Annotated in this window: 19 protein-coding genes; 6 read left to right on the top strand and 13 right to left on the bottom strand. The window is 57.4% G+C overall.

The features are described from left to right. Positions 1 to 63 precede the first annotated feature (63 nt). Genes cysC through cysG form a run of 4 tightly spaced genes read right to left on the bottom strand, consistent with a single transcriptional unit; the run spans position 64 to position 4,500 of the window. A complete protein-coding gene (gene cysC, locus ACUTQW_RS14590; RefSeq protein WP_004950265.1) occupies positions 64 to 693 on the bottom strand; it encodes an adenylyl-sulfate kinase in 630 nt (209 codons plus the stop codon). 1 nt (position 694) lies between these two features. Further along, entirely contained in the window at positions 695 to 2,140 is a 1,446-nt protein-coding gene (gene cysN / locus ACUTQW_RS14585; protein WP_062869661.1) for a sulfate adenylyltransferase subunit CysN, read from the bottom strand. A gap of 11 nt (positions 2,141 to 2,151) precedes the next feature. Further along, entirely contained in the window at positions 2,152 to 3,060 is a 909-nt protein-coding gene (cysD, locus tag ACUTQW_RS14580) for a sulfate adenylyltransferase subunit CysD (protein ID WP_004950261.1), read from the bottom strand. A gap of 9 nt (positions 3,061 to 3,069) precedes the next feature. Beyond that, complete coding sequence (gene cysG, locus ACUTQW_RS14575) at positions 3,070 to 4,500, bottom strand: siroheme synthase CysG (protein ID WP_020438442.1); 1,431 nt, start codon at positions 4,498 to 4,500, stop codon at positions 3,070 to 3,072. A gap of 260 nt (positions 4,501 to 4,760) precedes the next feature. Here cysG and ACUTQW_RS14570 point away from each other — a divergent pair, with 260 nt between their 5' ends. Beyond that, entirely contained in the window at positions 4,761 to 5,831 is a 1,071-nt protein-coding gene (locus ACUTQW_RS14570) for an aminopeptidase (RefSeq protein WP_006323642.1), read from the top strand. 63 nt (positions 5,832 to 5,894) lie between these two features. Here the strand turns inward: ACUTQW_RS14570 and ACUTQW_RS14565 are convergent, their stop codons facing one another. The 3 genes from ACUTQW_RS14565 to cysJ all read right to left on the bottom strand — a co-directional run bounded on the left by ACUTQW_RS14565 (position 5,895) and on the right by cysJ (position 10,213). Next, positions 5,895 to 6,629: a phosphoadenylyl-sulfate reductase gene (locus ACUTQW_RS14565; RefSeq protein ID WP_006323641.1), complete on the bottom strand. Its 735-nt coding sequence runs from the start codon at positions 6,627 to 6,629 to the stop codon at positions 5,895 to 5,897. A 69-nt stretch (positions 6,630 to 6,698) separates the two neighbouring features. Next, a complete protein-coding gene (cysI, locus tag ACUTQW_RS14560) occupies positions 6,699 to 8,414 on the bottom strand; it encodes an assimilatory sulfite reductase (NADPH) hemoprotein subunit (RefSeq protein WP_004950249.1) in 1,716 nt (571 codons plus the stop codon). Beyond that, positions 8,414 to 10,213: an NADPH-dependent assimilatory sulfite reductase flavoprotein subunit gene (gene cysJ, locus ACUTQW_RS14555; protein ID WP_006323640.1), complete on the bottom strand. Its 1,800-nt coding sequence runs from the start codon at positions 10,211 to 10,213 to the stop codon at positions 8,414 to 8,416. Before cysJ ends, cysI begins: the two co-directional genes overlap by 1 nt. A 559-nt stretch (positions 10,214 to 10,772) precedes the next feature. Here cysJ and queD point away from each other — a divergent pair. Further along, complete coding sequence (gene queD, locus ACUTQW_RS14550) at positions 10,773 to 11,132, top strand: 6-carboxytetrahydropterin synthase QueD (RefSeq protein ID WP_004950240.1); 360 nt, start codon at positions 10,773 to 10,775, stop codon at positions 11,130 to 11,132. A gap of 29 nt (positions 11,133 to 11,161) precedes the next feature. Here queD and queE read toward each other — a convergent pair whose 3' ends face one another. Beyond that, positions 11,162 to 11,833, bottom strand: a complete 672-nt coding sequence (gene queE / locus ACUTQW_RS14545) for a 7-carboxy-7-deazaguanine synthase QueE (RefSeq protein ID WP_004950237.1) — start codon at positions 11,831 to 11,833, stop codon at positions 11,162 to 11,164. A gap of 323 nt (positions 11,834 to 12,156) precedes the next feature. On the opposite strand from queE, the gene ACUTQW_RS14540 reads away from it, so the two are divergent. The 4 genes from ACUTQW_RS14540 to ACUTQW_RS14525 all read left to right on the top strand — a co-directional run bounded on the left by ACUTQW_RS14540 (position 12,157) and on the right by ACUTQW_RS14525 (position 18,716). After that, on the top strand, positions 12,157 to 13,494 hold the full coding sequence (locus ACUTQW_RS14540) for an MFS transporter (protein WP_037432173.1): 1,338 nt from the start codon (positions 12,157 to 12,159) through the stop codon (positions 13,492 to 13,494). Between the two features lie 445 nt (positions 13,495 to 13,939). After that, the gene (gene hutU / locus ACUTQW_RS14535) at positions 13,940 to 15,631 is read left to right on the top strand and encodes a urocanate hydratase (RefSeq protein WP_004950232.1); all 1,692 of its coding nucleotides are present in this window, start codon (positions 13,940 to 13,942) and stop codon (positions 15,629 to 15,631) included. Continuing rightward, positions 15,628 to 17,163 (top strand): histidine ammonia-lyase, encoded by a 1,536-nt coding sequence (gene hutH, locus ACUTQW_RS14530; protein ID WP_037432171.1) that lies wholly within the window; start codon positions 15,628 to 15,630, stop codon positions 17,161 to 17,163. Before hutU ends, hutH begins: the two co-directional genes overlap by 4 nt. Before the next feature lie 161 nt (positions 17,164 to 17,324). Then, positions 17,325 to 18,716 (top strand): amino acid permease, encoded by a 1,392-nt coding sequence (locus ACUTQW_RS14525; RefSeq protein ID WP_006323637.1) that lies wholly within the window; start codon positions 17,325 to 17,327, stop codon positions 18,714 to 18,716. Between the two features lie 30 nt (positions 18,717 to 18,746). Here ACUTQW_RS14525 and ACUTQW_RS14520 read toward each other — a convergent pair whose 3' ends face one another. The 5 genes from ACUTQW_RS14520 to pyrG form a co-directional block, all read right to left on the bottom strand. Further along, positions 18,747 to 19,937, bottom strand: a complete 1,191-nt coding sequence (locus ACUTQW_RS14520; protein WP_064798655.1) for a methionine gamma-lyase — start codon at positions 19,935 to 19,937, stop codon at positions 18,747 to 18,749. Between the two features lie 36 nt (positions 19,938 to 19,973). Continuing rightward, entirely contained in the window at positions 19,974 to 20,354 is a 381-nt protein-coding gene (locus tag ACUTQW_RS14515) for a hypothetical protein (protein WP_004950222.1), read from the bottom strand. 12 nt (positions 20,355 to 20,366) lie between these two features. After that, positions 20,367 to 21,557, bottom strand: a complete 1,191-nt coding sequence (locus tag ACUTQW_RS14510; RefSeq protein WP_004950221.1) for an NAD(P)/FAD-dependent oxidoreductase — start codon at positions 21,555 to 21,557, stop codon at positions 20,367 to 20,369. Positions 21,558 to 21,864: 307 nt separating this feature from the next. Then, positions 21,865 to 23,160, bottom strand: coding sequence for a phosphopyruvate hydratase (eno, locus tag ACUTQW_RS14505; RefSeq protein WP_004950218.1), 1,296 nt, complete (start codon positions 23,158 to 23,160; stop codon positions 21,865 to 21,867). 81 nt (positions 23,161 to 23,241) lie between these two features. Then, on the bottom strand, positions 23,242 to 24,879 hold the full coding sequence (pyrG, locus tag ACUTQW_RS14500; RefSeq protein WP_004950216.1) for a glutamine hydrolyzing CTP synthase: 1,638 nt from the start codon (positions 24,877 to 24,879) through the stop codon (positions 23,242 to 23,244). Positions 24,880 to 24,967: the final 88 nt, after the last annotated feature.

The raw sequence follows: 24,967 nt of genomic DNA, 5'->3' as shown, positions 1-24,967 counted from the left end.
CGCTCTGCGGCGAGCTTAGCGTAAAAAGCGTATGGCGCAAAAACGCCACACGCTTTTTTGAATTCAGGGTTTGATAATAGCCCGGCCACGCAACACGTCTAACAATTGCGCAATCAAATTTGTTACCAATTGTTGGCCATCAAGGTGAATATCAGGCTGCTGCGGCGCCTCGTAAACCGAGTCGATCCCGGTGAAATTACGCAGCTCGCCGGCACGTGCTTTTTTGTACAATCCCTTGGGATCGCGCGCTTCGCAAATCGCCAACGGGGTATCGACAAACACCTCGATAAAACGATCGCTATCGAGCAGTTCACGCACCATTTGCCGTTCGGCGCGATGCGGTGAAATAAACGCGGTCAGCACCACCAACCCGGCATCCACCATCAGCTTCGCCACTTCACCCACGCGGCGAATATTCTCACGCCGATCGTCATCGGAGAAACCCAGATCGCGGCACAAGCCGTGACGCACGTTATCGCCGTCCAGCAGATAGGTGCTGACGCCAAGCGCATGCAGAGCCTGTTCCAGCGCGCCGGCAACGGTAGATTTTCCCGAGCCGGACAGCCCGGTAAACCACAGCACCACACCCTTATGGCCGTTGCGGGCTTCGCGATCCGCACGCGTTACCGCATGCGGATGCCAGACCACGTTGTCATCATCCGGCCCGGTGGGCCGTTGTTGATCCTCGGTCACGTTATTTGCCCCCAAGCAGGTCGCGCGCACCCCAATGCGGGAAGTGCTTGCGTACCAAGGCGTTCAGTTCCAGTTCGAACGCGCTATGGTCCCCCGCCAGCGCTTGCGCACCTTGCAAGGTTTCGCGGATCAAGCCGGCGCCGACCGTAACGTTGCTCAAACGATCGATAAAGATCAGCCCGCCGGTATCATGGTTGCGCTGATAGCTGTCCAGCACCAGCGGCTCGTCGAAGGTCAGTTCCACCAAACCGATGCCGTTCAACGGCAGGGTATCCGCCTGATGCTGCGCCAGCGAGTTGATTTCTACCTGGTGGCGAATGCCTTCCACACGCGCTCGGGTCTTTTTACCCGCGACTTTGATGTCATAGCTCTGGCCCGGCAGCAGCGGCTTCTCAGCCATCCACACCACATCGACCAGTGCGCTTTGCGCCGCCTGCAGGGTTTCCCCGGCATCGACCAGCAGATCGCCGCGGCTGATGTCCACTTCATCTTTCAGCACCAGCGTAATGGCTTCGCCCGGCACTGCTTCCTGCAAGTCGCCATCAAAGGTGACGATGCGCGCCACGGTGGATTCCACGCCGGAAGGCAGTACCTTCACACGTTGGCCGACACGCACCACACCGGCCGACAGCGTGCCCGCGTAGCCGCGGAAGTCCAGATTCGGTCGGTTGACGTATTGCACCGGGAAGCGCAGCGGCTGCGCTTCACGCTCGCTGATCACATCCACGGTTTCCAATACCTGCAGCAGCGTAGGGCCGCTGTACCAAGGCATATGCACGCTTTCGGTCGCGACGTTGTCGCCGTCGAGCGCCGACAGCGGCACGAACTTGATGTCCAGATCGTTCGGCAACTGCTGCGCAAAGGTCAGATAGTCCTGCTTGAACTGCTCGAACACCGACTCTTTATAGTCCACCAGATCCATTTTGTTGACCGCCACCACCAGGTGACGAATCCCCAGCAGCGTAGCGATAAAGCTGTGTCTGCGGGTTTGATCCAACACCCCTTTGCGGGCGTCGATCAGCAGGATCGCCAGATCGCAGGTCGAAGCGCCGGTCGCCATATTGCGGGTGTACTGCTCATGTCCCGGGGTATCGGCGATGATAAATTTGCGTTTTTCGGTCGAGAAATAGCGATAAGCCACGTCGATGGTGATGCCTTGCTCGCGCTCGGCCTGCAGGCCGTCCACCAGCAGCGCCAGATCGAGTTTCTCGCCCTGAGTGCCGATGCGCTTGCTGTCACTGTGCAGCGTTGACAGCTGATCTTCGTAGATCTGGCGGGTATCGTGCAGCAAGCGGCCGATCAGGGTGCTTTTACCGTCGTCGACGCTGCCGCAGGTCAGGAACCGTAACAGGCTTTTATGTTGCTGCGCGTGCAGATAGGCTTCTACTCCGCCCTGGTCAGCGATTTGCTGGGCAATTGCCTGGTTTTGCGAAACTATAGTCTTCATCCGGCGGCTCCTTAGAAATACCCTTGACGCTTCTTCAGCTCCATCGAGCCGGACTGATCGCGGTCGATCATCCGTCCCTGGCGCTCACTGGTGGTAGATACCAACATCTCTTCGATGATCTCCGGCAGCGTTTCCGCCTCCGATTCCACCGCGCCGGTCAGCGGCCAGCAGCCCAGCGTGCGGAAGCGCACCATGCGTTGGCTGATCTCTTCGCCCGGCTGCAGATCGATACGATCGTCGTCCACCATCAGCAACATGCCGTCACGCTCTACCACCGGACGCGGTGCCGCCAAATACAGCGGCACGATGTCGATTTTTTCCAGGAAGATGTATTGCCAGATATCCAGCTCAGTCCAGTTCGACAGCGGGAACACGCGAATGCTCTCACCCTTGTTGATCTGGCCGTTATAGTTGTGCCACAGCTCCGGACGCTGGTTTTTCGGATCCCAGCGGTGGAAGCGGTCGCGGAAGGAATAGATGCGCTCTTTGGCGCGCGATTTTTCTTCGTCACGGCGCGCCCCACCAAAGGCGGCGTCAAAGCCGTACTTGTTAAGCGCCTGCTTCAGACCTTCGGTTTTCATGATATCGGTGTGCTTGGCGCTGCCGTGCACGAACGGGTTAATGCCCATCGCCACGCCTTCCGGGTTTTTGTGTATCAGCAGTTCAAAGCCGTATTCTTTCGCGGTGCGATCGCGGAATTCGTACATTTCGCGGAATTTCCAGCCGGTATCCACATGCAGCAGCGGGAAAGGCAACGTGCCCGGGTAGAACGCCTTACGCGCCAGGTGCAGCATCACGGAAGAGTCTTTGCCGATGGAATAGAGCATCACCGGGTTGCCGAATTCAGCGGCGACTTCACGGATGATATGGATACTCTCCGCCTCCAATTGCCGCAAATGAGTGAGTCGTTTTTCGTCCATAACAGATCCTTAAGCCAAATTCACGACGGCTGGGCGTGATACCCCTTCCGTCTGCGGTTGATGCCCAAACCAGGCGATTTGGTGATGCAGTTCCACCACTTCGCCGATCACCAGCAGCGCCGGTAACGGTGCCTGTTGAGCCAATTGTTCGAGTTGTTGCAAGGTACCGATCTGCACCTGTTGGTCCGCACGCGTGCCGCGGCTGATCACCGCAACCGGCGTGCTGGCCTCGCGGCCGTGGGCAATCAGGCGCTGGCTGATATCCGCCGCCTTCATGGTGCCCATGTAGATAGCCAGAGTCTGTCGCGCACGCGCCAGATCGGCCCAATCCAACCCGTCGCCGTCGGGGCGACAGTGGCCGGTAATAAAGGTCACGCTCTGCGCGTGGTCACGGTGCGTCAGCGGGATGCCGGCATAAGCCGTCGCCCCGGCCGCTGCGGTTACACCTGGCACAACCTGGAATGGAATGCCTGCGGCTGCAGCCACTTGCAGCTCTTCGCCACCGCGGCCAAAGATAAAGGGATCGCCCCCCTTCAACCGCACCACGCGTTTGCCCTGTTGCGCCAGTTCCACCAGCAGACGGTTGGTTTCTTCCTGAATCACCGAGTGTGCGCCGGCACGTTTGCCCACGCAGATGCGTTCGGCGTCACGACGCACCAAATCCAGGATTTCATCGCTAACCAAATGGTCATACAGCACCACATCGGCCTGCTGCATCACCTGCAGCCCGCGCAGGGTCAGCAACCCCACGTCGCCGGGGCCTGCGCCCACCAGCGCAATTTCACCCTGGGTGCCTTCGCGCCCCAGCGCAAACTGCTGCAAATCCTGCTCCAACTGCTGCTCCGCCTGCGCCTGCTGGCCATTGGCCACCAGCGTGGAGAAGCGGCCGCCGAAGATTTTCTCCCAAAAGCGACGACGTTCGCCGATCGAACTCAGCCGTTGCTTCACCTGGCCGCGCCAGCGCCCGGCCACCTCCGCCATCTGCCCCAGACTGGCAGGCAGCAGCGCTTCGAGCTTTTCGCGCAGCATGCGTGCCAATACCGGCGCCTGGCCGCTGGAAGAAACGGCCACCACCAACGGTGAGCGATCGATAATCGACGGGAAGATAAACGAGCAGCGCGGCTGATCGTCGACCACATTAGCCAGCACTCGGCGTTTATCCGCCTCGCTAAACACCTGGGCATTCAGCACGCTGTCGTCGGTTGCGGCAATCACCAGGAAAACGTCATCCAGCTGTTGCGCGGCGAACGCCTGCCCCAGCCAGCGGATATGCCCCTGCTGACGCTGATGTTCAAGTTCCGGTGAGAGCGACTGCGCAACTATCCGTATTTCAGCCCCGGCGCGCAGGAGAAGATCAACTTTGCGCGCAGCCACTTCGCCGCCGCCAACGACCAACACCGGGCGTTGTTTCAGGTCGGCAAATATAGGTAGATAGTCCACAACAGCCTTTTCGTAATGCGGGAAGATACTGTGACTATACGGGCTGAGATTTAGCCTCTGAAATGACGAAAAGGAATTAATAGTTCCTTTATGGAATATAGGCCGCATTGCATGGCTCAGGCGGTGATAAGCGGGGGGAAAGTTTGCGCGCCGATACCAAAATTAGGAGCCGAAGAAATTGTGTAATGCCGCGCGTCGTCTCATACTGGACACCGCAAAAAATCATCGGTATCGCCGATATCAAAGAAGGATTTTTCGGTATGTTCTCCCGCGTTTACCTGAAGACCGGCCTGCTGGCAGCAGCGCTCAGCGGCGTTTTCAGCGTTTCGGCCGCTCTCCCGGCAGTGAAAGAAGCCCCCATGGGGAAATTCGCCGCCGACCAGATTCGCCATATCGCCACCTATTTCCCCGGCCGCATGGCGGGCAGCCCGGCAGAATTGCTCACGGCAGACTACCTCAAACAACAATTCGGCAAGATGGGCTATCAGAGCGATATCCGCAGCTTCAACACCCGCTACCTCTACACCAGCAAAGACGGTAAAAAGAACTGGAATAACGTCACCGCCAGCTCGGTGATCGCCGCCAAAAATGGCAGCAGTCCGCAGCAGATCCTGATCGTGGCGCATTTTGATACTTACACCCCGCAAAGCGATACCGATCTGGACAATAACCTTGGCGGCTTGACGCTGCAGGGCGTCGATGACAACGCCTCAGGCGTCGGCGTAATGCTGGAGTTGGCGGAACGCCTGAAGAATATCCCCACCGCTTACGGCCTGCGCTTTGTTGCCACCAGCGCCGAGGAGATCGGTTCGCTGGGCGCACAGAACTACCTGCAACGCATGAGCGCGGAAGAAAAACGCAACACCGTACTGGTGATTAACCTCGACAGCCTGGTAACCGGCGATCGTCTGTACTTCAACGCCGGTCGCAATACGCCGCCGAAGATGGCCAAGCGGAGCCGCGATCGCGCCCTGGATATCGCCCACCGTTACGGCATCGCCGCCGCCATTAACCCTGGCAGCAAACAACGGCCGAAAGGCACCGGTTGTTGTTCCGATCAAGAGGTGTTTGATAACGCAGGTATGCCGGTGCTTTCGGTCGAAGCCACCAACTGGTCTCTGGGTGATAAAGACGGCTACCAGCAGCGCGCCGTCAGCCCCCATTTCCCGCAAGGCATAACCTGGCATCGCCCGCAGTACGACAACCTGCAGTATCTGGAACGTTATCTGCCGGGCAGGATCGACAAGCGCAGCCGCGAGAGCGTGCAGATCCTGCTGCCGCTAATCAAGGAACTGGCGCAGGCGCATCCGGTTAAAGCGCAGAAAAAGTAATATCCAGCAAAAATAACAAGGCCCGACAAACATTGCCGGGCCTTGAGCGGATGAACTGCAAACTTAGCCTTCGTGCAAGCCGCACTCACGCTTGAGGCCGAAGAAGCGGGTTTCTTCTTCGCTCATGCCCGGCTCCCATTTCTGCGTGGTATGGGTATCCCCAACCGACAGATAGCCTTGCTCCCATAACGGGTGGTAACTCAGGCCGTGGTCGGTGAGGTACTGATAAATCTTGCGGTTATCCCAATCGATAATCGGCAGAATTTTGAATACGCCACGCTGCACCGCCAGCACCGGCAAGTTGGCGCGGCTGCCGGATTGCTCGCGGCGCAGGCCGGCGAACCAGGTCTGCCCGCCCAGGGTCTCCAGTGCGCGATTCATCGGTTCAACCTTGTTGATCTGGTTGTATTTCTCGATACCTTCTACGCCCTGCTCCCACAATTTGCCATAGCGCGCCTCCTGCCAGGCAGGCGACTGCTCGGCACGGAACACCTGCAGATTCAGCTTCAGCTTGTCGACCAGTTGATCGATAAACTGATAGGTTTCAGGGAACAGATAACCGGTGTCGGTGAGGATCACCGGGATATCCGGCTTGATCCGGGTGACCAGATGCAGACACACCGCCGCCTGAATGCCAAAGCTTGAAGAAAGCACAAACTCGCCGGGCAGATGTTCCAACGCCCATTCCACGCGTTGCTCGGCAGAAAGGGTTTCCAGTTGACCGTTGACGGCCCCCAGCTTCAACGCCTGTCCGGACTTGGGCAACGCATTCAGCGCCGCCAGATCGAATTCAGCCATATTGCCTGCCTCCTGATTCTTGAACTCTACCGCGCTCACTTGGCCCTTCCAAATAGGGGCCAAACGGCGTCAGTCCCAGAAATCCTGCGCCGGATCCACAACCGGCCTGACAATGCCCGCGCGGATGGTGAAATCGCCAAAACCTTCGCCCACAGTGCGTTCTTTCGCCCAGCGGCCAACCAGTTGGTCGATCTCCTTGAGAATTTCTTCTTCGTTAATATTTTCACGGTACATGCGTGGAATGCGCGTGCCTTCACGGTTACCGCCCAAATGCAGGTTATAGCGACCCACCGCCTTGCCCACCAGGCCCAGTTCCGCCAGCAACGCACGGCCGCAGCCGTTCGGGCAGCCGGTGATACGCAACACGATGTGCTCATCACCCACGCCGTGCTGGTGCATGATCCCTTCCACCTTGGTGACGAACTCCGGCAGGAAGCGCTCGGCCTCCGCCATCGCCAGCGGGCAGGTAGGATAAGACACGCAGGCCATCGAGTTTTTACGCTGCTCGCTGATCCCGTCGTCGATCAGACCATGATCGCGCGCCAGGGCTTCGATCTTCGCCTTCTCGCTTTCCGGCACGCCGGCGACGATCAGGTTCTGATTGGCGGTCAGGCGGAAATCCCCCTTGTGGATGCGGGCGATCTCGGCGATACCGGTTTTCAAAGGGCGGCCCGGATAGTCCAGCAGGCGGCCGTTTTCAATAAACAGCGTCAGGTGCCATTGATTATCAATGCCTTTTACCCAACCGATACGATCGCCGCGCCCGGTGAATTCGTACGGGCGGATCGGTTCAAAGGTAATGCCGGCGCGTTTTTCCACTTCGGCGCGGAAGGTATCCACACCGACGCGTTCCAGCGTGTATTTGGTTTTGGCGTTCTTGCGATCGGTACGATTACCCCAGTCGCGCTGAGTGGTCACCACCGCTTCGGCTACCGCCAGCGTGTGTTCCAGCGGAATGTAACCGAATTCGCTGGCCTGACGCGCATAGGTCTTTTTGTTGCCGTGTTCAATCGACAAACCGCCGCCCACCAGCAGGTTAAAGCCCACCAGTTTGCCGTTCTTGGCGATCGCCACAAAGTTCATGTCATTGGCGTGCAGATCGACGTCATTCTGCGGCGGGATCACCACCGTAGTTTTGAATTTACGCGGCAGATAGGTGGCGCCGAGGATCGGCTCTTCGTCGGTGGTCGCCACTTTTTCCTGATCCAACCACACTTCCGCATAAGCGCGGGTACGCGGCAGCAGATGCTCGGAGATCTTCTTCGCCCACTCGTAGGCTTCCTGATGCAGCTCGGACTCCACCGGGTTCGAGGTGCAGAGCACGTTGCGGTTCACGTCGTTGGCGGTAGCCAGCGCGTCCAACCCCAGACGGTTCAGTAATTGGTGCACCGGCTTGACGTTGCCCTTCACAATGCCGTGGAACTGGAAAGTCTGACGGTTGGTGATGCGAATGCTGCCGTACAGCGTGCTTTCCTGCGCGAACTTATCGATGCCCAGCCATTGCTGCGGGGAAATAATGCCCCCCGGCAGACGGCAGCGCAGCATCATCGCATGACGCGGCTCCAGCTTCTGCTCGGCGCGCTCGGCGCGGATATCGCGGTCGTCCTGCTGGTACATGCCGTGGAAACGGATCAGCAAGAAGTTATCGCCGTTGAAACCGCCGGTCAGGCCGTCCTTCAAATCTTCGGCGATAGTGCCGCGCAGGAAGTTGCTTTCTTTCTTCAAACGCTCGGCATCGGCCAGTTTGCCTTCAACCACCAGAGGCCCCGGGTGTTTATCACTCATCAGTAAACATCTCGCTGATAACGGCGCTCAAGGCGCAGCTCACTTAAAAATTCATCCGCCAGCTCGGTATCCATGCCACCGTGCTCGGCCACCAGTTCCAGTAATGTGTTTTCCACGTCTTTCGCCATGCGGTTCGCATCGCCACAGACGTAAATGTGCGCGCCTTCCTGAATCCAGCGCCACACTTCAGCGCCCTGTTCGCGCAGCTTGTCTTGCACGTAAACTTTATGTTGCTGGTCACGCGACCAGGCCAAATCAATGCGGGTCAACAGGCCGTCTTTGACATAGCGTTGCCATTCAACCTGATACAGGAAATCTTCGGTAAAATGCGGATTGCCGAAGAACAACCAGTTCTTGCCGCTTGCACCCTCAACGTCACGCTGTTGCATGAAGGCGCGGAACGGGGCAATGCCGGTGCCGGGACCGATCATGATCACCGGAGTGTCCGGGTTGGCCGGCAGGCGGAAGTTGTCGTTATGCTCAATGAAAACCCGTACGTCGCCGTCTTCTTCCAGGCGATCGGCCAGGAAGCTGGAAGCGCCGCCGGCGCGGGCGCGGCCGTCGATATCGTAACGTACGACGCCAACGGTGACGTGCACTTCGTTTTCGGTCTCAGCCTGCGAGGAGGCGATGGAATACAGACGCGGCGTCAGTGGGCGCAGCAGGCCAATCAACTGCTCGGCGCTGAGATCCGCCGGGGCCTGGCGCACCATGTCGACGATCGGCGTATTGTGCGCGTAATGCTGCAACGCGGCTTTATCCGCCAACAGGCCAATCAATTTCTCGTCACGCGACAGCGCGGCATATTTATCGACAATCGGCGTGGTGTTTTGCGTCAGCTCGAAGTGGCTGCGCAACGCTTCAGCCAGCGGCAGGGTCTTGCCCTCCACTTCCACCGGCTCATCACCCTTCAGCCACAGCAACTGAACCAGTTCGTCCACCAACGCAGGATCGTTATCGAACCATACGCCCAGTGCATCGCCCGGTTTGTAGCGCAGGCCGGAGTCGCCGAGATCGATCTCGATGTGGCGCACGTCTTTATCGGAGCCGCGGCCGGTAATTTTTTGCTTCACTGCCAGTTGTGCAGTCAGCGGCTGTTCTTTGCTGTACGGGCTGCTGTCGAGCAGGTCAACCGCGCCACTAGCCAGCACGCCCGGTGCGGCGTTTTCCGCCGGCGCACGCGCTTTCAGCACATCCACTACCTGCTTGCGCCAGGCCGTGGCCAGCTCCTGATACTCCACATCGGCGTCAATGCGTTCTACCAGGCGCTCGGCACCCAACTCGGCCAGCTTGCCGTCGAAATCTTTACCGGACTGACAGAAATTCTCGTAGGAAGTGTCCCCCAGCCCGAATACCGCAAATGCGGTCTCGTTGAGTTTGGGTGCTTTCTTCGAGAACAGGAATTTATGCAGCGCAACCGCCTCTTCCGCCGGCTCGCCCTCCCCCTGCGTGGAGGCGACGATCACCAGCAAACGTTCCTGGGCAATCTGCTTGAACTTGTAGTCGCCGGCGTTCACCAGAGTGACGCTCAGCTTGGCGGCCAGCAGATCGTCACGCAGCTGCTCCGCCAGGCGGCGCGCATTGCCGGTCTGGGAGGCAGAAATTATCGTGATGTTGGCGGCAGCGGATGCAGCCGGCGCAATGGCTACGGCTCCAGGTTGTTGGTTAACCATTCCCCAGAAATAGCCTGACAGCCACGCCAGCTGCGTCGGTGAATATTCACCAATCGCCGCTTGCAGGCGCGCCAGCTGTTCGGGCGTCAGCGGGAGCAAAGATGTTGGAGGAGCCTGAGTCGTCATCGCAGTACTTATTTCCTTACTTATAGCCTATGAATTTCAAGCTGCAGCCGGGCGGCCAACTCGCTCACCCCAGGCGCTTACTTAGGTAAGCCACTGGGGTGAGCGAGTGCAGGTAACAACGCTGCAGTTTGAAAGGCAACGGGTATGGCACCTATCCAGCTAGGCGCTCGCCAATGTCAGTCGCTGTCTTTTCGTTCAGTCTGGGGTCCTGAAAAGATCAGGAGAGTTTGTAAGGTTACCGAGCACAATAGCAACGATTAAATAAGGGATAGCAATAAATAATAACCAAAATGACTAAGCGGTTTTTCTGGTAAGGGATAGTGGTTAAAACGCTAAAGAGCGTTTTTTATCCTTTTGAAAATAAAACGGTTTTTTTGGCGATTTTTGAATGAATCGCATTTACCGCTGATTACCCCATCCGATAGGTGCGGCGCGGACCAAACAAAAAAAGTGTTAACGCCGGTTTAACGGCGCGCGGCCAGACTAAAGCAGTATAAATGGCAAGCAGGCGAGCTTTCCGGTACTATGCGGCGGTTTTTGAGTCAATGAGGCCGTAATAATGGCAACCACGCTGTTTAAAGATTTTCAGTTTGAAGCCGCACACCGTTTGCCGCATGTGCCGGAGGGCCATAAATGTGGCCGTCTGCATGGGCATTCGTTTATGGTGCGTCTGGAAGTGACCGGTGAAGTGGATGCACACACCGGATGGGTGATGGATTTCGCCGAGCTTAAAGCCGTGTTCTCCCCGATTTGGGAGCGCCTGGATCACCATTATCTGAACGATATTCCAGGATTGGAAAATCCCACCAGCGAAGTGCTTGCCGCCTGGATCTGGCAACAGCTTAAACCCCAGTTGCCGGAACTGAGTGCGGTAATGGTGAAAGAAACCTGCAGCGCGGGATGCGTCTATAAAGGTTGAAGAAAGGGCGCTTTATAGCGCCCTGAATTTTATGCAATATTCAAATACTTATGCGTCTGCATCGACAAGCGCCAGTTGCGCGCAATGCAGGTTTCAATGCACAGGCGAGTCGCCTCTTCCTTTTGACTGATTGGTTGCAACGCGATAATCCGCGGTTTTTCATCGTGCAGCGTCGCCAGCAGCGCATCCAGCGCTTCAATATCACGCTCGCGTCCAACCGGATGCTTCACCTCGTCCGCACGTTGCAAGGCCTGATCCAACACCTTCATGCCGCCGCGCATATTCACCTTGGGGGAAACCGTCACCCAGGTTGTCGCCGAGCACTGGATCTCATGGGTACCGCTGGTTTCAATCTGGCAACCATAGCCATTTTCTTCCAGCAATTGGGTCAGCGGAGTCAGATCGTAAATGCACGGCTCGCCGCCGGTGATCACCACGTGACGTGCGGTATAGCCCTGCTGGCGCATGACGGCCAGCAGTTGCTCCGCGCTGGCGCTGCCCCAGGCATCGCTCTCTTCGGTTTTTACCAGGATCCGCTGCATATCCACTTCCCGATTGGCTTCCTTTTCCCAGGTATGTTTGGTATCGCACCAGCTGCATCCTACCGGGCAGCCCTGCAGGCGGATAAAAATGGCCGGAACGCCGGTAAAAAAGCCTTCGCCCTGCAAGGTTTGGAACATTTCATTAATCGGGTACTGCATCGGTTTCTCAATCAGGATAGGGAAAAAGCGATTATCTCAGATTACGGCCCGGCAACCAAACCGGCTAAATTGTATTAAATTTTATCTTCTGGCCATGGCCCAGCCTATCCCACCGTCTATCTGCTTCATTTATTACGTTTATCTGCGTCAACCGCCGCTTTGGCGATGCATCCTGCGGCGAAAAAACAACATCCAGATAACAAATCGGACAAATATATTTGACATGAACCGTTGCGACGCAGATGTATATACAGGCAAGCACAAGTCGGGCATCAGTTCCGGCAGTGTATCCACCAACATCATATCTGCGTTTAGAGGGTGCCATGGCTCATTCCACCGAGTTGAATATTCAGCAGGCCATCGACGACAGCAAATTCTCGCTGTTCCATTGGACTTTGATCATTTTGGGATTTCTGATCCTTGCCATTGATGGCTTTGACACTGCGGCAATGGGCTATATCGCCCCTTCGGTCGCCAAAGATTGGGGAATTGTGAAACAGGATCTCGGCCCGGTACTGAGCGCCGCACTGCTGGGGTTGTCACTCGGTGCGCTGGTGGCCGGGCCGATCTCCGATCGCATCGGCCGCAAGCGGGTGCTGGTGTTTTCGTGCCTGTTCTTCGGCCTGTCCAGCCTGGCCACCGCCTATGCCGGTTCGCTCAACAGCCTGACTCTGTGGCGCTTTCTGACCGGGCTGGGGTTGGGCGCGGCGATGCCGAACGCCATCACGCTGATTTCCGAATATGCGCCGCAGCGCTGCCGTTCGATGGCGATTAACACCATGTACTGCGGGTTCCCGCTGGGTGCGGCCGGTGGCGGCGCTATCTCATCGTGGCTGATCCCGGCCTACGGCTGGCACAGCGTGCTGCTGTTGGGGGCGCTTGCCCCGTTGATCCTGACGGTATTGTTGATCCTGTTCCTGCCGGAATCGGTGAAATACATGGTGAACCGCGGCAAGGACGTGATGAAAATCAGACGCATAGCCCAGCGCTTCGTCAGCCAGAATATTGATAACGTCACGCGTTTCTATCTGTATGAAGAGAAGTTGGCGGAATCAAAAACCAGCGTCGGCCTGCTGTTTACCCGTCCTTATCTGGCCGGCACGTTGATGCTGTGGCTAACCTACTTCATGGGGCTGGTGATTTATTACGTGCTGCTTAGCTGGATGCCGATCCTGATGCAGGGGTTGGGTTATCAGCTTGAACAGTCGGCCATTCTGACTTCGCTGTTCACCTTCGGCGGCACCCTCGGCATTCTGGTGGCCGGCTGGCTGATGGACCGCTGGAACGCCCATAAGGTGGTATCAAGCGGCTTTGTGATCACCGCCCTGTTGATTGTGGCGATGGCGACCGAGGACAGCCACATCGTGCTGCTGGGCACCTTTATCTTCCTGATGGGCATCACCATGAACGGCGCGCAGTCGGGCCTGCAAACGTTGGCCGCCACCTTTTACCCCACCCACAGCCGCGCCACCGGTATCGCCTGGATGCAGGGCATCGGCCGCTTTGGCGGCGTGGCGGGCACCATGATGGGCGCACAACTGCTGGCCATGCACTGGGAAGTGCAAAGCATCCTGATGTTCCTGTGCGTGCCGGCGCTGATCGCCGCCATCGCTACGGTATTCAAAATGACACGAAGAGCGGCGCTGCAACCGACGGCATAAGGCAACTCCCCGCCATGATGGGACACATGGATGTGTCCACCCCTTTGGGCCGACTGGACGTCGTTCCAGCTTGCTCCCGGCAAATGGGTCGGCGGGCGTTTTGCTGTCGGCGATATGATTTTTTTATCGCCACCGCTAACTTGTAATGGGTATGTAAAATTATTGTGATTTGACGCTCAAAAATGACCCATTTTTAATTCATTTTTGTTGAATAGCTCACTATTCTTCTGCCCCAACCTAATGATCTCAGCCCCACAAACACCATTATATTATTGATAATAAACAAAAATAACTTTCTCTTATGCCATTTACGGCATCCACTGGTCAGTGTTGCATATGCTTGTACATACAAGTATATGTTAATAAACCCTACGCATTGTTATGGCGTGATGATTAACCCCACCGCGCCATGGAATCTGCACCGATACTGTTTGAGGAAAATGCTGTGACTGCAAATAACAAAGTTCGCCATGTCGATGTACGCGCACCACGCGGCACACAATTAAATGCAAAAAGCTGGCTGACCGAAGCGCCGCTGCGCATGCTGATGAACAACCTCGATCCCGAAGTAGCGGAAAACCCACACGAACTGGTGGTGTACGGCGGTATTGGCCGCGCCGCGCGTGACTGGGACTGCTACGACAAAATTGTCGCCACCCTGAAAACGCTGGAAGACGACGAAACGCTGCTGGTGCAATCCGGCAAGCCGGTCGGCGTATTCAAAACCCACAGCAACGCGCCGCGCGTGCTGATCGCCAACTCCAACCTGGTGCCACACTGGGCTACCTGGGAACACTTTAACGAACTGGATGCCAAAGGCCTGGCCATGTACGGCCAAATGACCGCCGGCAGTTGGATCTACATCGGCAGCCAAGGCATCGTCCAGGGCACTTACGAGACCTTCGTGGAAGCTGGCCGTCAGCATTACGACGGCAGCCTGAAAGGCCGCTGGGTGCTGACCGCCGGTCTGGGTGGCATGGGTGGCGCACAACCCTTGGCCGCCACGTTGGCCGGTGCCAGCTCGCTGAACATCGAATGCCAGCAGAGCCGCATCGATTTCCGGCTGAAAACCCGCTACGTCGATGAACAGGCGACCGATCTGGACGACGCGCTGGCGCGCCTCAAGAAATACACCGCCGAAGGCAAAGCCATCTCTATCGCCCTGTGCGGCAACGCGGCGGATATCCTGCCGGAACTGGTACGCCGCGGCGTGCGTCCTGACATGGTCACCGACCAGACCAGCGCCCATGACCCGCTGAACGGCTACCTGCCGAAGGGCTGGAGCTGGGAAGAATACCGCCAGCGTGCGCAGACCGAACCCGCTCAGGTGGTCATCGCCGCCAAGCAGTCAATGGCCGAACACGTGGAAGCCATGCTGGCCTTCCAGAAGATGGGCGTGCCCACCTTCGACTACGGCAACAACATCCGCCAAATGGCGAAAGAAATGGGCGTCAGCAACGCCTTCGACTTCCCGGGCTTCGTACCGGCCTATATTCGCCCGCTGTTCTGCCGCGGCGTCGGCCCGTTCCGCTGGGCTGCACTGTCCGGCGATCCGCAGGACATCTACAAAACCGACGCTAAAGTTAAAGAGCTGATCCCGGACGACGAACACCTGCACCACTGGCTGGATATGGCGCGCGAGCGCATCAGCTTCCAGGGGCTGCCGGCGCGCATCTGCTGGGTCGGTCTGGGCCAACGCGCCAAGCTGGGTCTGGCGTTCAACGAGATGGTACGCAGCGGCGAGCTGTCCGCACCGATCGTGATTGGCCGCGACCACCTGGACTCCGGCTCGGTCTCCAGCCCGAACCGCGAAACCGAATCGATGAAAGACGGTTCAGACGCCGTATCCGACTGGCCGCTGCTCAACGCACTGCTGAATACCGCCAGCGGCGCGACCTGGGTTTCGCTGCACCACGGTGGTGGCGTCGGCATGGGCTTCTCGCAGCATTCCGGCATGGTCATCGTTTGCGACGGTACCGATGAAGCCGCCGAGCGCATCGCCCGCGTCTTGCATAACGATCCAGCCACCGGCGTCATGCGTCATGCCGATGCCGGTTACGACATCGCCATCGAATGCGCCCGCGAGCAAGGTCTGAACCTGCCGATGGTCGCCGCCACTCAAGGAGACAAAGCATGAAAGCGCTGACTATTCGCCCTGGCCAACTGACTCTGGCGCAACTGCGTGAGGTTTATCAGCACCCGGTCAACCTGACGCTGGATGACAGCGCTTATGCCGCCATTCAGCAAAGCGTTGCCTGCGTAGAACGCATCGTTGAAGAAAACCGCACCACCTATGGCATCAATACCGGTTTTGGCCTGCTGGCCTCCACCCGCATCGCCCGTGAAGATCTGGAAAACCTGCAGCGTTCTATCGTGCTGTCTCACGCCGCCGGTGTGGGCGCCCCAACCGACGACAACCTGGTGCGCCTGATCATGGTGTTGAAAATCAACAGCCTGTCGCGCGGTTTCTCCGGCATCCGTCTGGAAGTGATCCAGGCGCTGATGGCGCTGGTGAATGCAGAAGTTTATCCGCACATTCCACTGAAAGGCTCCGTTGGCGCCTCCGGTGACCTGGCTCCGCTGGCTCACATGAGTCTGGTTCTGCTGGGTGAAGGCAAGGCCCGTTATCAGGGCGAATGGCTACCGGCCACCGAAGCCCTGGCCAAAGCGGGCCTGAAGCCGCTGACGCTGGCCGCCAAAGAAGGCCTGGCGCTGCTGAACGGCACCCAGGTTTCCGCCGCCTTTGCCCTGCGCGGCCTGTTCGACGCGGAAGATCTGTACGCTGCGGCCACGGTCACCGGCAGCCTGACAGTGGAAGCCGCTTTGGGTTCACGCAGCCCATTTGATGCGCGTATCCATGCGGTACGCGGCCAACGTGGCCAGATCGACGCCGCCGCCGCCTACCGCCACCTGCTCGGCGAACGCAGCGAAGTGTCCGATTCGCACCGCAACTGCGAGAAAGTGCAGGATCCTTACTCCCTTCGCTGCCAGCCGCAAGTCATGGGTGCCTGCCTGACGCAGATCCGCCAGGCCAGCGAAGTACTGGAGATCGAAGCCAACGCGGTGTCCGACAACCCGTTGGTGTTCGCCGAGCAGGGCGATGTGCTGTCCGGCGGTAACTTCCATGCAGAACCGGTAGCCATGGCCGCCGACAACCTGGCGCTGGCGTTTGCCGAAATCGGCTCGCTGTCCGAGCGCCGTATCTCGCTGATGATGGATAAACACATGTCGCAGTTGCCGCCATTCCTGGTGGACAACGGCGGGGTGAACTCCGGCTTTATGATCGCCCAGGTGACCGCCGCGGCGCTGACCAGCGAGAACAAGGCACTGGCCCACCCGGCCAGCGTCGACAGCATCCCGACTTCCGCCAACCAGGAAGACCATGTCTCCATGGCACCGGCCGCAGGCCGCCGCCTGTGGGAAATGGCGGATAACGTGCGCGGCATTTTAGCCGTCGAGTGGCTGGCCGCCTGTCAGGGGCTGGATCTGCGCAAGGGCCTGAAAACGTCGGAAGCCCTGGAGCGGGCGCGCCGCACGCTGCGTGAACACGTCAGCTACTACGACAAGGATCGTTTCTTCGCCCCCGACATTGAAGCCGCCAGCCTGCTGTTGGCGGCCGGTCATCTGACATCGCTCATGCCAGCAGCGCTGCTGCCTAGCCAGGCATAAATAAAACCTCTACCCAAAGTCGTTGGCGTTGCCGCTAGCAACGCGGCGACTTCGAGTAAATAAGGGTTATACCACGCAGTTTGTTCTGTCCCGCCGGGTGCTTTCCATCCGGTGCGGATAGCGCGTGCCTGTTCGGCAATAAAAACTCAACGGGAAGCAACATGCGTAACGAAACAACACAACTCAGACGCGGATTAAACGCGCGGCATATCCGCTTTATGGCGCTCGGCTCGGCCATAGGTACCGGCCTGTTCTACGGCTCTGCCGGGGCGATTCAACTGGCCGGCCCCGCGGTGCTGCTGGCTTATCTGGTCGGCGGCGCGGCGGTGTTTATGGTCATGCGCGCGCTGGGTGAAATGGCGGTGCATCAACCGGTTTCCGGTTCGTTCGGCCACTACGCCAGCCACTATCTTGGCCCGCTGGCCGGGTTCCTCACCGGCTGGACCTATACCTTCGAAATGGTGATCGTCGCTCTGGCGGACGTCACCGCCTTCGGCATCTATATGGGGCTGTGGTTCCCGGACGTCGCCCAGTGGGTGTGGGTGCTCAGCATCATCATGTTTATCGGCGCGCTCAACCTGTGCAGCGTGAAAGTGTTCGGCGAAATGGAGTTCTGGCTGTCGCTGATCAAGGTCGCGGCTATCGTGGCGATGATCGTCGGCGGCGCGGCGGTGATGCTGTTTGGTTTCGGCCAGGCCCAGCATGCCACCGGCTTTAGCAACCTGTGGCAGCACGGCGGCTTTATGCCTAACGGCATCGGCGGCGTGATCGCTTCGTTGGCGGTAGTGATGTTCGCCTTCGGTGGCATCGAGATCATCGGTATCACCGCCAGCGAGGCGAAAGACCCGGCGAAGGTGCTGCCGAAAGCGATCAATGCGGTGCCGGTGCGTATCCTGCTGTTCTATGTGCTGACGCTGCTGGTGTTGATGGCCATCTATCCGTGGAACAGCATCGGCCAGAACGGCAGCCCGTTTGTGGAGATCTTCAGCAATCTGGGCATCAGCTCCGCCGCCAACGTGTTGAACGTGGTGGTGATCACCGCCGCCATTTCCGCCATCAACAGCGACATCTTCGGGGCAGGCCGCATGATGTACGGCATGGCGCAGGATGGTCAGGCACCGAAAAGCTTCTCCAAACTGACCGCCAACGGCGTGCCCTGGATGACGGTGCTGGTGATGTCTGTCGCCCTGCTGTTGGGTGTGGTGCTTAACTACCTGATACCCAAACAGGTCTTTATGATCATCGCCTCCATCGCCACCTTCGCGACCGTCTGGGTGTGGCTGATGATCCTGCTGTCGCAGGCAGCCATGCGCCGTACGCTGACGCCGCAGGAGGTCAGCAAACTGAGTTTCCCGGTTCCGTGGTGGCCGATAGCACCGGCGCTGGCGACGGTATTTATGCTGTTCGTCATCGGCCTGCTCGGTTACTTCGAGGATAGCCGTATCGCCCTGTACGTCGGGCTGGTGTGGGTGGCTTTCCTTACCCTGGCATACTGGTTGTGGGTGCGTAAAAAAGGCGGGGGTTCCCCCGTCACAAGCTCGCCTCAGTATTAACGCTCAAACCCGCCGCAGGCGGGTTTTTTATCACACCTGCGCCAGCGCCTGTTCGATATCGCCGCGCAAATCCTCTATGTCCTCCAGACCCGCCGACAAGCGAATCAATCCATCGCTAATATGATGGCGCTGACGCTCTTCCGCGCTGTAGGCCGAGTGGGTCATGCTCGCCGGATGCTGCGCCAGCGTTTCACAATCCCCCAGGCTGACGGCACGCAAGATTAACTGTAAGGCATTGAGGAAACGAATGCCCGCCGCCATACCGCCCTTGAGTTCAAAAGCGATCATGCCGCCAGGACGCGTCATCTGCCGCTGAGCCAAAGGGTACTGCGGGAAAGTCTCCAGCCCCGGATAATACACCTGCTCTACCGCAGGATGCTGAGCCAGCATTTCCGCCAGCCGTTGAGCGTTGCCGCAGTGGCGCTCCATGCGCAACGGCAAGGTCTTCAAACCGCGCAACAGCAACGCCGCATCCTGCGCCGACAGCACCGCCCCGTTCATGTCCTTCAGGCCGACCAGGCGAATATCTTGCGCCAGCGCCTCGCGGGTGATCGCCAACCCGGCCAGCAAATCCCCGTGGCCACCGATATATTTGGTGGCGGAATGCACCACGATGTCCGCACCAAGCGCCAGCGGCCGTTGCAAATAAGGTGTGCAATACGTGTTATCCACCAGCAGCAGCGCCTGCTGCCGGTGGGTAATCTCCGCCACTGCGGCGATATCGATCAACCGCATATTGGGGTTGGCCGGCGTTTCGCAGTACACCAGGCGGGTACGTGGCCCCATGGCTGCGGCCAGTTTTTCCGGCTGCGTCAGATCGACGTGCGTAACCTTGACGCCAAACCGCGCCAGCCCCTGATGAAAATAGCTGAAAGTGCAGCCATAAATGGTTTCATCGACGATCAGCTCATCTCCCGGCGCCAGCAGCGTCCAGCAACAAGCGGTTATCGCCCCCATGCCGGAAGAAAACGCCACCGCCGCCTCCCCGCCCTCCAGGTTGGCTATCCGCTGTTCCAGCAGATTTAGCGTCGGGTTGGCGATGCGGGAATAAAAATAACCCGGCTCACTGCCGGCAAAGCAGGCGCCGCCGTATTCTGCCGTGGGAAAGGCAAAGGTCGAACTCATAAAGACCGGTGGGCAAAGCGCCCCCAGATATTGCTGAGGATCGTAGCCGTGGTGGATCGCACGTGTGGCAAAGGCGTGTTGGATAATGTCAGACATAACAACTCCTTACCTGATCGAGTAAAACAATTCCCGTTATTCCGCAGTGGCGTCAGGCGGCAGCGTGCTCATGCGCATACGCCCACCGATGATTTGCAAGGTACGCAGCACCAACATCAGGCCCAACAAGGTATCCGGCTGGCGCAATAAGGCATACAGCGAACGAAAATTGGCAGGCGGCGGATCCAGCTGCATTTCCGTGTGCGCCATCCGCAGCGCCATGCCGCCTTCCCATCCTGCGGCTACTACGCCTTCAAATAGGCCAGCCAGCTTTTCCACCAACGCGTTATCCGCGATATCTACCCCATCTGACAGCAACGACAGCAGATCGACCACGTTATCGAGCCGCCCACCGGCCAGCAGCGGTGCCAGCTTCTCCAGCAGTGCCGTCAGGGGTTCATTTTCAGATGCGTTCATCAGTGCCCCTCGTTATATCAGCCCGCGTACTGTCGCCCAGTAGAGGCCGCGGTTAAACACGTTGCGCAGCATGCCGCCCATCTTGGTCGGCGGCGTCGGCAACACATCATGCCGATAGTCATAAACCAACGGCATACCGGCGTGCAGCCCCATCTGGGCAATTGCCTGCACCTTGCCGTCGTAGTGGCTTACGGTCTGGCCCAGCCTCAGTTCAGCCACAATGTTATCGGCGATCACCGGCGCCTGATTGTGGCAGGAGCCGCCGGCTTTGCTGACGGGCAGATCCACCGTATCGCCGATGACATAAACCCCCTGCTGCCCGTAGACCTGCAATGTCTGGTGATCGGTCGGCAGCCAGCCTTCACCATTTTTAATATCGCTCAGCCCGGTATTGCGTACCGCTTCGACCGCACGGATCGGCGGTGTGGCCATCAGTATGTCGAACGGCTGCTCCTCGCCTTCGGCGGAGTAAGCCACCTGTCGCTGCGTATCCACCCGGTTGAGGGTAAAACCACGTTGATGGCGAATATCTCGCGCCGCGAAAATCGCGGGTAAGGCTTCGGCGGTAGGGCGCTGTAGAAACAGACAATTACGCAGCAACTGTGAAACGCTGGGATAGGTATAAACAATCTCAATCGCCTTACGCACGCCGCGCCGGCGCAGGTAATCATCAAGCATCAGCGTGGTCTCAATCGGCGCGATGCCACATTGGTGTGGCACGTTGGGCGTTTCAGGGAAGGAGACGGTAATAAAAATGCGGCCTTTTTCGATCGTCGCCAACTTTTGTGCCAACTGCCGGGCCGCCTGATACTGATAGAAGTGATCCCCCGCCTGCGCCAACCCCTCGATACGCTCAGGCCAAGGCACGCAACCGGTAGCAAACACCAGAAAATCGTACGCATATTGTTTGCCGCTACGGGTATGGATCACCCGCCGAGATAAATCGAACCGCTCCGCTTTATCCACAACAAACTTAATTTCCGGGCTCAGCAAACTTTGTTGCGGACGCATTAACTCCTGTTTAAAAAAGGCGTTAAATGCCACATACATAAATGCCGGTTTATAGTAATGAATCGGAGAATCCGAAATCATTAATAACTCGACCTTATTATTCAATATCTCCCGGTGTAATTTAGTGGCCAGTAAATTGGCCAATATCGTCCCACCGGTTCCACCGCCGACAATCACAATCCTGTTCCGCATTAAGCCCTCGCCCAGCCGCCCATAGGGCAGCAATTCTGTTAGGAAAATCACGGAGGCAGGAAAACGGATAATAGCTCTGCCTTGCAGGCAGTCTAGTAACTAAAAAATATAAAGCAATTAAAATCTGAATATGTAAATGGGAATTTTATTATTATAATTAAATTATAGCGTTAAAAACCACTATTTAAATATTAATCAAATATCAATAAATAACACACTATTACTCACGTAAATAATGAATGCTGAAAAATAGCGATAAAAAAACCCGCCGCAGCGGGTTTTTATTCAACAACGAACCAAGCCGTTATTACTGACCTTTAACTTCTTTCAGGCCGTTGAACGGTGCGCGGTCGCCCAGCGCTTCTTCGATACGGATCAGTTGGTTGTATTTAGCAACGCGGTCAGAACGGCTCATGGAACCGGTTTTGATCTGGCCAGCCGCAGTACCTACCGCCAGGTCGGCGATGGTTGCGTCTTCGGTTTCACCTGAACGGTGAGAGATCACCGCGGTGTAACCTGCGTCTTTCGCCATCTTGATAGCAGCCAGAGTTTCGGTCAGAGAACCGATCTGGTTGAATTTGATCAGGATGGAGTTAGCGATGCCTTTATCGATGCCTTCTTTCAGGATCTTGGTGTTGGTAACGAACAGGTCGTCGCCCACCAGCTGGATTTTGTCGCCCAGCACTTTGGTCTGGTATGCGAAACCAGCCCAGTCAGATTCGTCCAGACCATCTTCGATAGACACGATTGGGTACTGTTTGGTCAGGTCTTCCAGGAAGTGAGTGAACTCTTCGGAAGTGAAGGCTTTGTTGCCTTCGCCGGCCAGAACGTATTTACCGTCTTTGTAGAACTCGGAAGCTGCACAGTCCATCGCCAGGGTCACGTCTTTACCCAGCTCGTAACCTGCCGCTTTTACCGCTTCAGCGATAACAGCCAGCGCTTCGGCGTTGGAACCCAGGTTTGGCGCGTAGCCGCCTTCGTCGCCTACAGCGGTGTTCAGGCCTTTGGCCTTCAGCACTTTAGCCAGGTGATGGAACACTTCAGAACCGATGCGAACGGCTTCTTTCAGGGTCTTCGCGCCAACCGGCTGAATCATGAATTCCTGAATGTCGACGTTGTTGTCAGCGTGCTCGCCGCCGTTGATGATGTTCATCATAGGCAGTGGCATAGAGAATTTGCCTGGGGTGCCGTTCAGTTCAGCGATGTGCTCATACAGCGGCATGCCTTTGGAAGCAGCAGCCGCTTTGGCAGCAGCCAGGGAAACCGCCAGAATGGCGTTTGCACCGAATTGGGATTTGTTTTCAGTGCCGTCCAGGTCGATCATGATCTTGTCGATGTTAGCCTGGTCTTTGGCATCTTTACCCAGTACTGCCTGAGCAATCGGGCCGTTTACTGCAGCAACGGCTTTCAGTACGCCTTTACCCAGGAAACGAGACTTGTCACCGTCACGCAGTTCCAGTGCTTCACGGGAACCGGTAGAAGCACCTGACGGCGCAGCAGCCAGGCCTACGAAACCGCCTTCCAGATGCACTTCGGCTTCAACAGTCGGGTTACCGCGGGAGTCGATGATTTCACGACCGATGACTTTAACGATTTTGGACATTAGGTTTTCCTCAGTACAAGTTAAACTAAAACTCCAGACAAACAACGCGCGGTTCTCACCGCGCGCCGCTTACCAAATATTTTATTTCACCTGGCGCTTCTGGTGCTCACCAGCGGCCTTCACAAAGCCGGCGAACAACGGATGACCATCACGCGGCGTTGAAGTAAATTCCGGGTGGAACTGACAAGCGACAAACCACGGGTGATTCGGCAGTTCAATAATCTCAACCAGCTTGTTGTCTGCAGAACGGCCGGCAACGAGCAGCCCGGCGGCTTCGATCTGCTTCAACAGCATGTTGTTGACTTCATAACGGTGACGATGACGTTCAACAATGGTCGGTTCGCCGTACATCTTGCGCACCAGGCTATTGTCTGTCAGGTGGCATTGCTGGCCACCGACACGCATCGTGCCACCCAAATCGCTTTCTTCAGTGCGCACTTCGACGTTGCCGTCTTCGTCACGCCATTCGGTGATCAACGCCACCACCGGGTACTTGCAGTCTGGCACAAACTCGGTTGAGTTGGCGTTCTCCATACCCGCTACGTTGCGGGCGAACTCCATCAGCGCCACCTGCATACCCAGGCAGATGCCCAGATAAGGGATGTTGTTTTCACGCGCATAACGCGCGGTCATCACCTTGCCTTCTACGCCACGGTAGCCAAAGCCGCCTGGGATCAGAATCGCATCCAGACCTTTCAGCACTTCCACACCGCGGGTTTCGACATCCTGCGAGTCGATCAGCTTGATGTTCACGGTCAGACGATTTTTCAGACCGCCGTGTTTCAAGGCTTCAATCACCGACTTATATGCATCCGGCAGTTCGACATATTTGCCGACCATGCCGATGGTCACTTCGCCGCCCGGATTGGCTTCTTCAGAGATCACCTGTTCCCATTCGGCCAGGTTCGCTTCCGGTGCGTTGAGGCTGAATCGTTTACAAATATAATCATCCAAGCCCTGAGATTTCAAGAGGCCCGGGATTTTATAAATAGAATCAACGTCTTTCAGGGAGATAACCGCTTTTTCCGGCACGTTGCAGAAAAGTGCGATTTTCGCGCGTTCGTTAGCAGGAACTGTGCGATCGGAACGGCAAATCAGCACATCAGGCTGAATACCGATGGAAAGCAGCTCTTTAACGGAATGCTGAGTAGGTTTGGTTTTCACTTCACCGGCGGCAGCCAGGTACGGCACCAGCGTCAGATGCATGTACAGAGTGTGCTCGCGGCCCACTTCTACCGCCATCTGGCGGATAGCTTCCAGGAACGGCAGCGATTCGATATCGCCGACGGTACCGCCCACTTCAACCAACACCACGTCGTGGCCTTCGCCACCTTCGAGAATGCGTTCTTTGATCGCATTGGTGATGTGCGGGATAACCTGTACGGTGGCGCCCAGGTAGTCGCCACGGCGTTCTTTACGCAGAACGTCGGAATAAATGCGACCCGTGGTGAAGTTGTTGCGGCGCGACATTTTGGTGCGGATGAAGCGCTCGTAGTGACCCAAATCCAGATCGGTTTCTGCCCCGTCTTCGGTGACGAAAACTTCCCCATGCTGAATCGGGCTCATGGTGCCCGGATCCACGTTGATGTACGGGTCCAGTTTCATGATGGTAACGTTGAGGCCACGGGCTTCGAGAATAGCCGCCAGAGAGGCTGCGGCAATGCCTTTACCCAGAGAGGATACGACCCCGCCGGTCACAAAAATATAATTAGTTGTCATGCTGAACCTGAGAGTTTAGGTTTAAAGACGATGGAAGTACCAAGACGGGAAAGTAGTATACCCGAACCTCTCCAGACCTACAAACGAT

Source organism: Serratia sp. TSA_7 (assembly GCF_052692135.1).
The sequence above is the reverse complement of the archived record's forward strand: the minus strand, read 5'-3'. Positions and strand labels throughout refer to the sequence as shown.

What these genes read in the sequence shown, in the direction of transcription:
- cysN (WP_062869661.1), bottom strand. Translation starts at nt 2,140, where the DNA reads ATGAAGACTATAGTTTCGCAAAACCAGGCAATTGCCCAGCAAATCGCT.
- cysD (WP_004950261.1), bottom strand. Translation starts at nt 3,060, where the DNA reads ATGGACGAAAAACGACTCACTCATTTGCGGCAATTGGAGGCGGAGAGT.
- ACUTQW_RS14570 (WP_006323642.1), top strand. Translation starts at nt 4,761, where the DNA reads ATGTTCTCCCGCGTTTACCTGAAGACCGGCCTGCTGGCAGCAGCGCTC.
- ACUTQW_RS14565 (WP_006323641.1), bottom strand. Translation starts at nt 6,629, where the DNA reads ATGGCTGAATTCGATCTGGCGGCGCTGAATGCGTTGCCCAAGTCCGGA.
- cysI (WP_004950249.1), bottom strand. Translation starts at nt 8,414, where the DNA reads ATGAGTGATAAACACCCGGGGCCTCTGGTGGTTGAAGGCAAACTGGCC.
- cysJ (WP_006323640.1), bottom strand. Translation starts at nt 10,213, where the DNA reads ATGACGACTCAGGCTCCTCCAACATCTTTGCTCCCGCTGACGCCCGAA.
- queD (WP_004950240.1), top strand. Translation starts at nt 10,773, where the DNA reads ATGGCAACCACGCTGTTTAAAGATTTTCAGTTTGAAGCCGCACACCGT.
- queE (WP_004950237.1), bottom strand. Translation starts at nt 11,833, where the DNA reads ATGCAGTACCCGATTAATGAAATGTTCCAAACCTTGCAGGGCGAAGGC.
- ACUTQW_RS14540 (WP_037432173.1), top strand. Translation starts at nt 12,157, where the DNA reads ATGGCTCATTCCACCGAGTTGAATATTCAGCAGGCCATCGACGACAGC.
- hutH (WP_037432171.1), top strand. Translation starts at nt 15,628, where the DNA reads ATGAAAGCGCTGACTATTCGCCCTGGCCAACTGACTCTGGCGCAACTG.
- ACUTQW_RS14525 (WP_006323637.1), top strand. Translation starts at nt 17,325, where the DNA reads ATGCGTAACGAAACAACACAACTCAGACGCGGATTAAACGCGCGGCAT.
- ACUTQW_RS14520 (WP_064798655.1), bottom strand. Translation starts at nt 19,937, where the DNA reads ATGTCTGACATTATCCAACACGCCTTTGCCACACGTGCGATCCACCAC.
- ACUTQW_RS14515 (WP_004950222.1), bottom strand. Translation starts at nt 20,354, where the DNA reads ATGAACGCATCTGAAAATGAACCCCTGACGGCACTGCTGGAGAAGCTG.
- ACUTQW_RS14510 (WP_004950221.1), bottom strand. Translation starts at nt 21,557, where the DNA reads ATGCGGAACAGGATTGTGATTGTCGGCGGTGGAACCGGTGGGACGATA.
- eno (WP_004950218.1), bottom strand. Translation starts at nt 23,160, where the DNA reads ATGTCCAAAATCGTTAAAGTCATCGGTCGTGAAATCATCGACTCCCGC.
- pyrG (WP_004950216.1), bottom strand. Translation starts at nt 24,879, where the DNA reads ATGACAACTAATTATATTTTTGTGACCGGCGGGGTCGTATCCTCTCTG.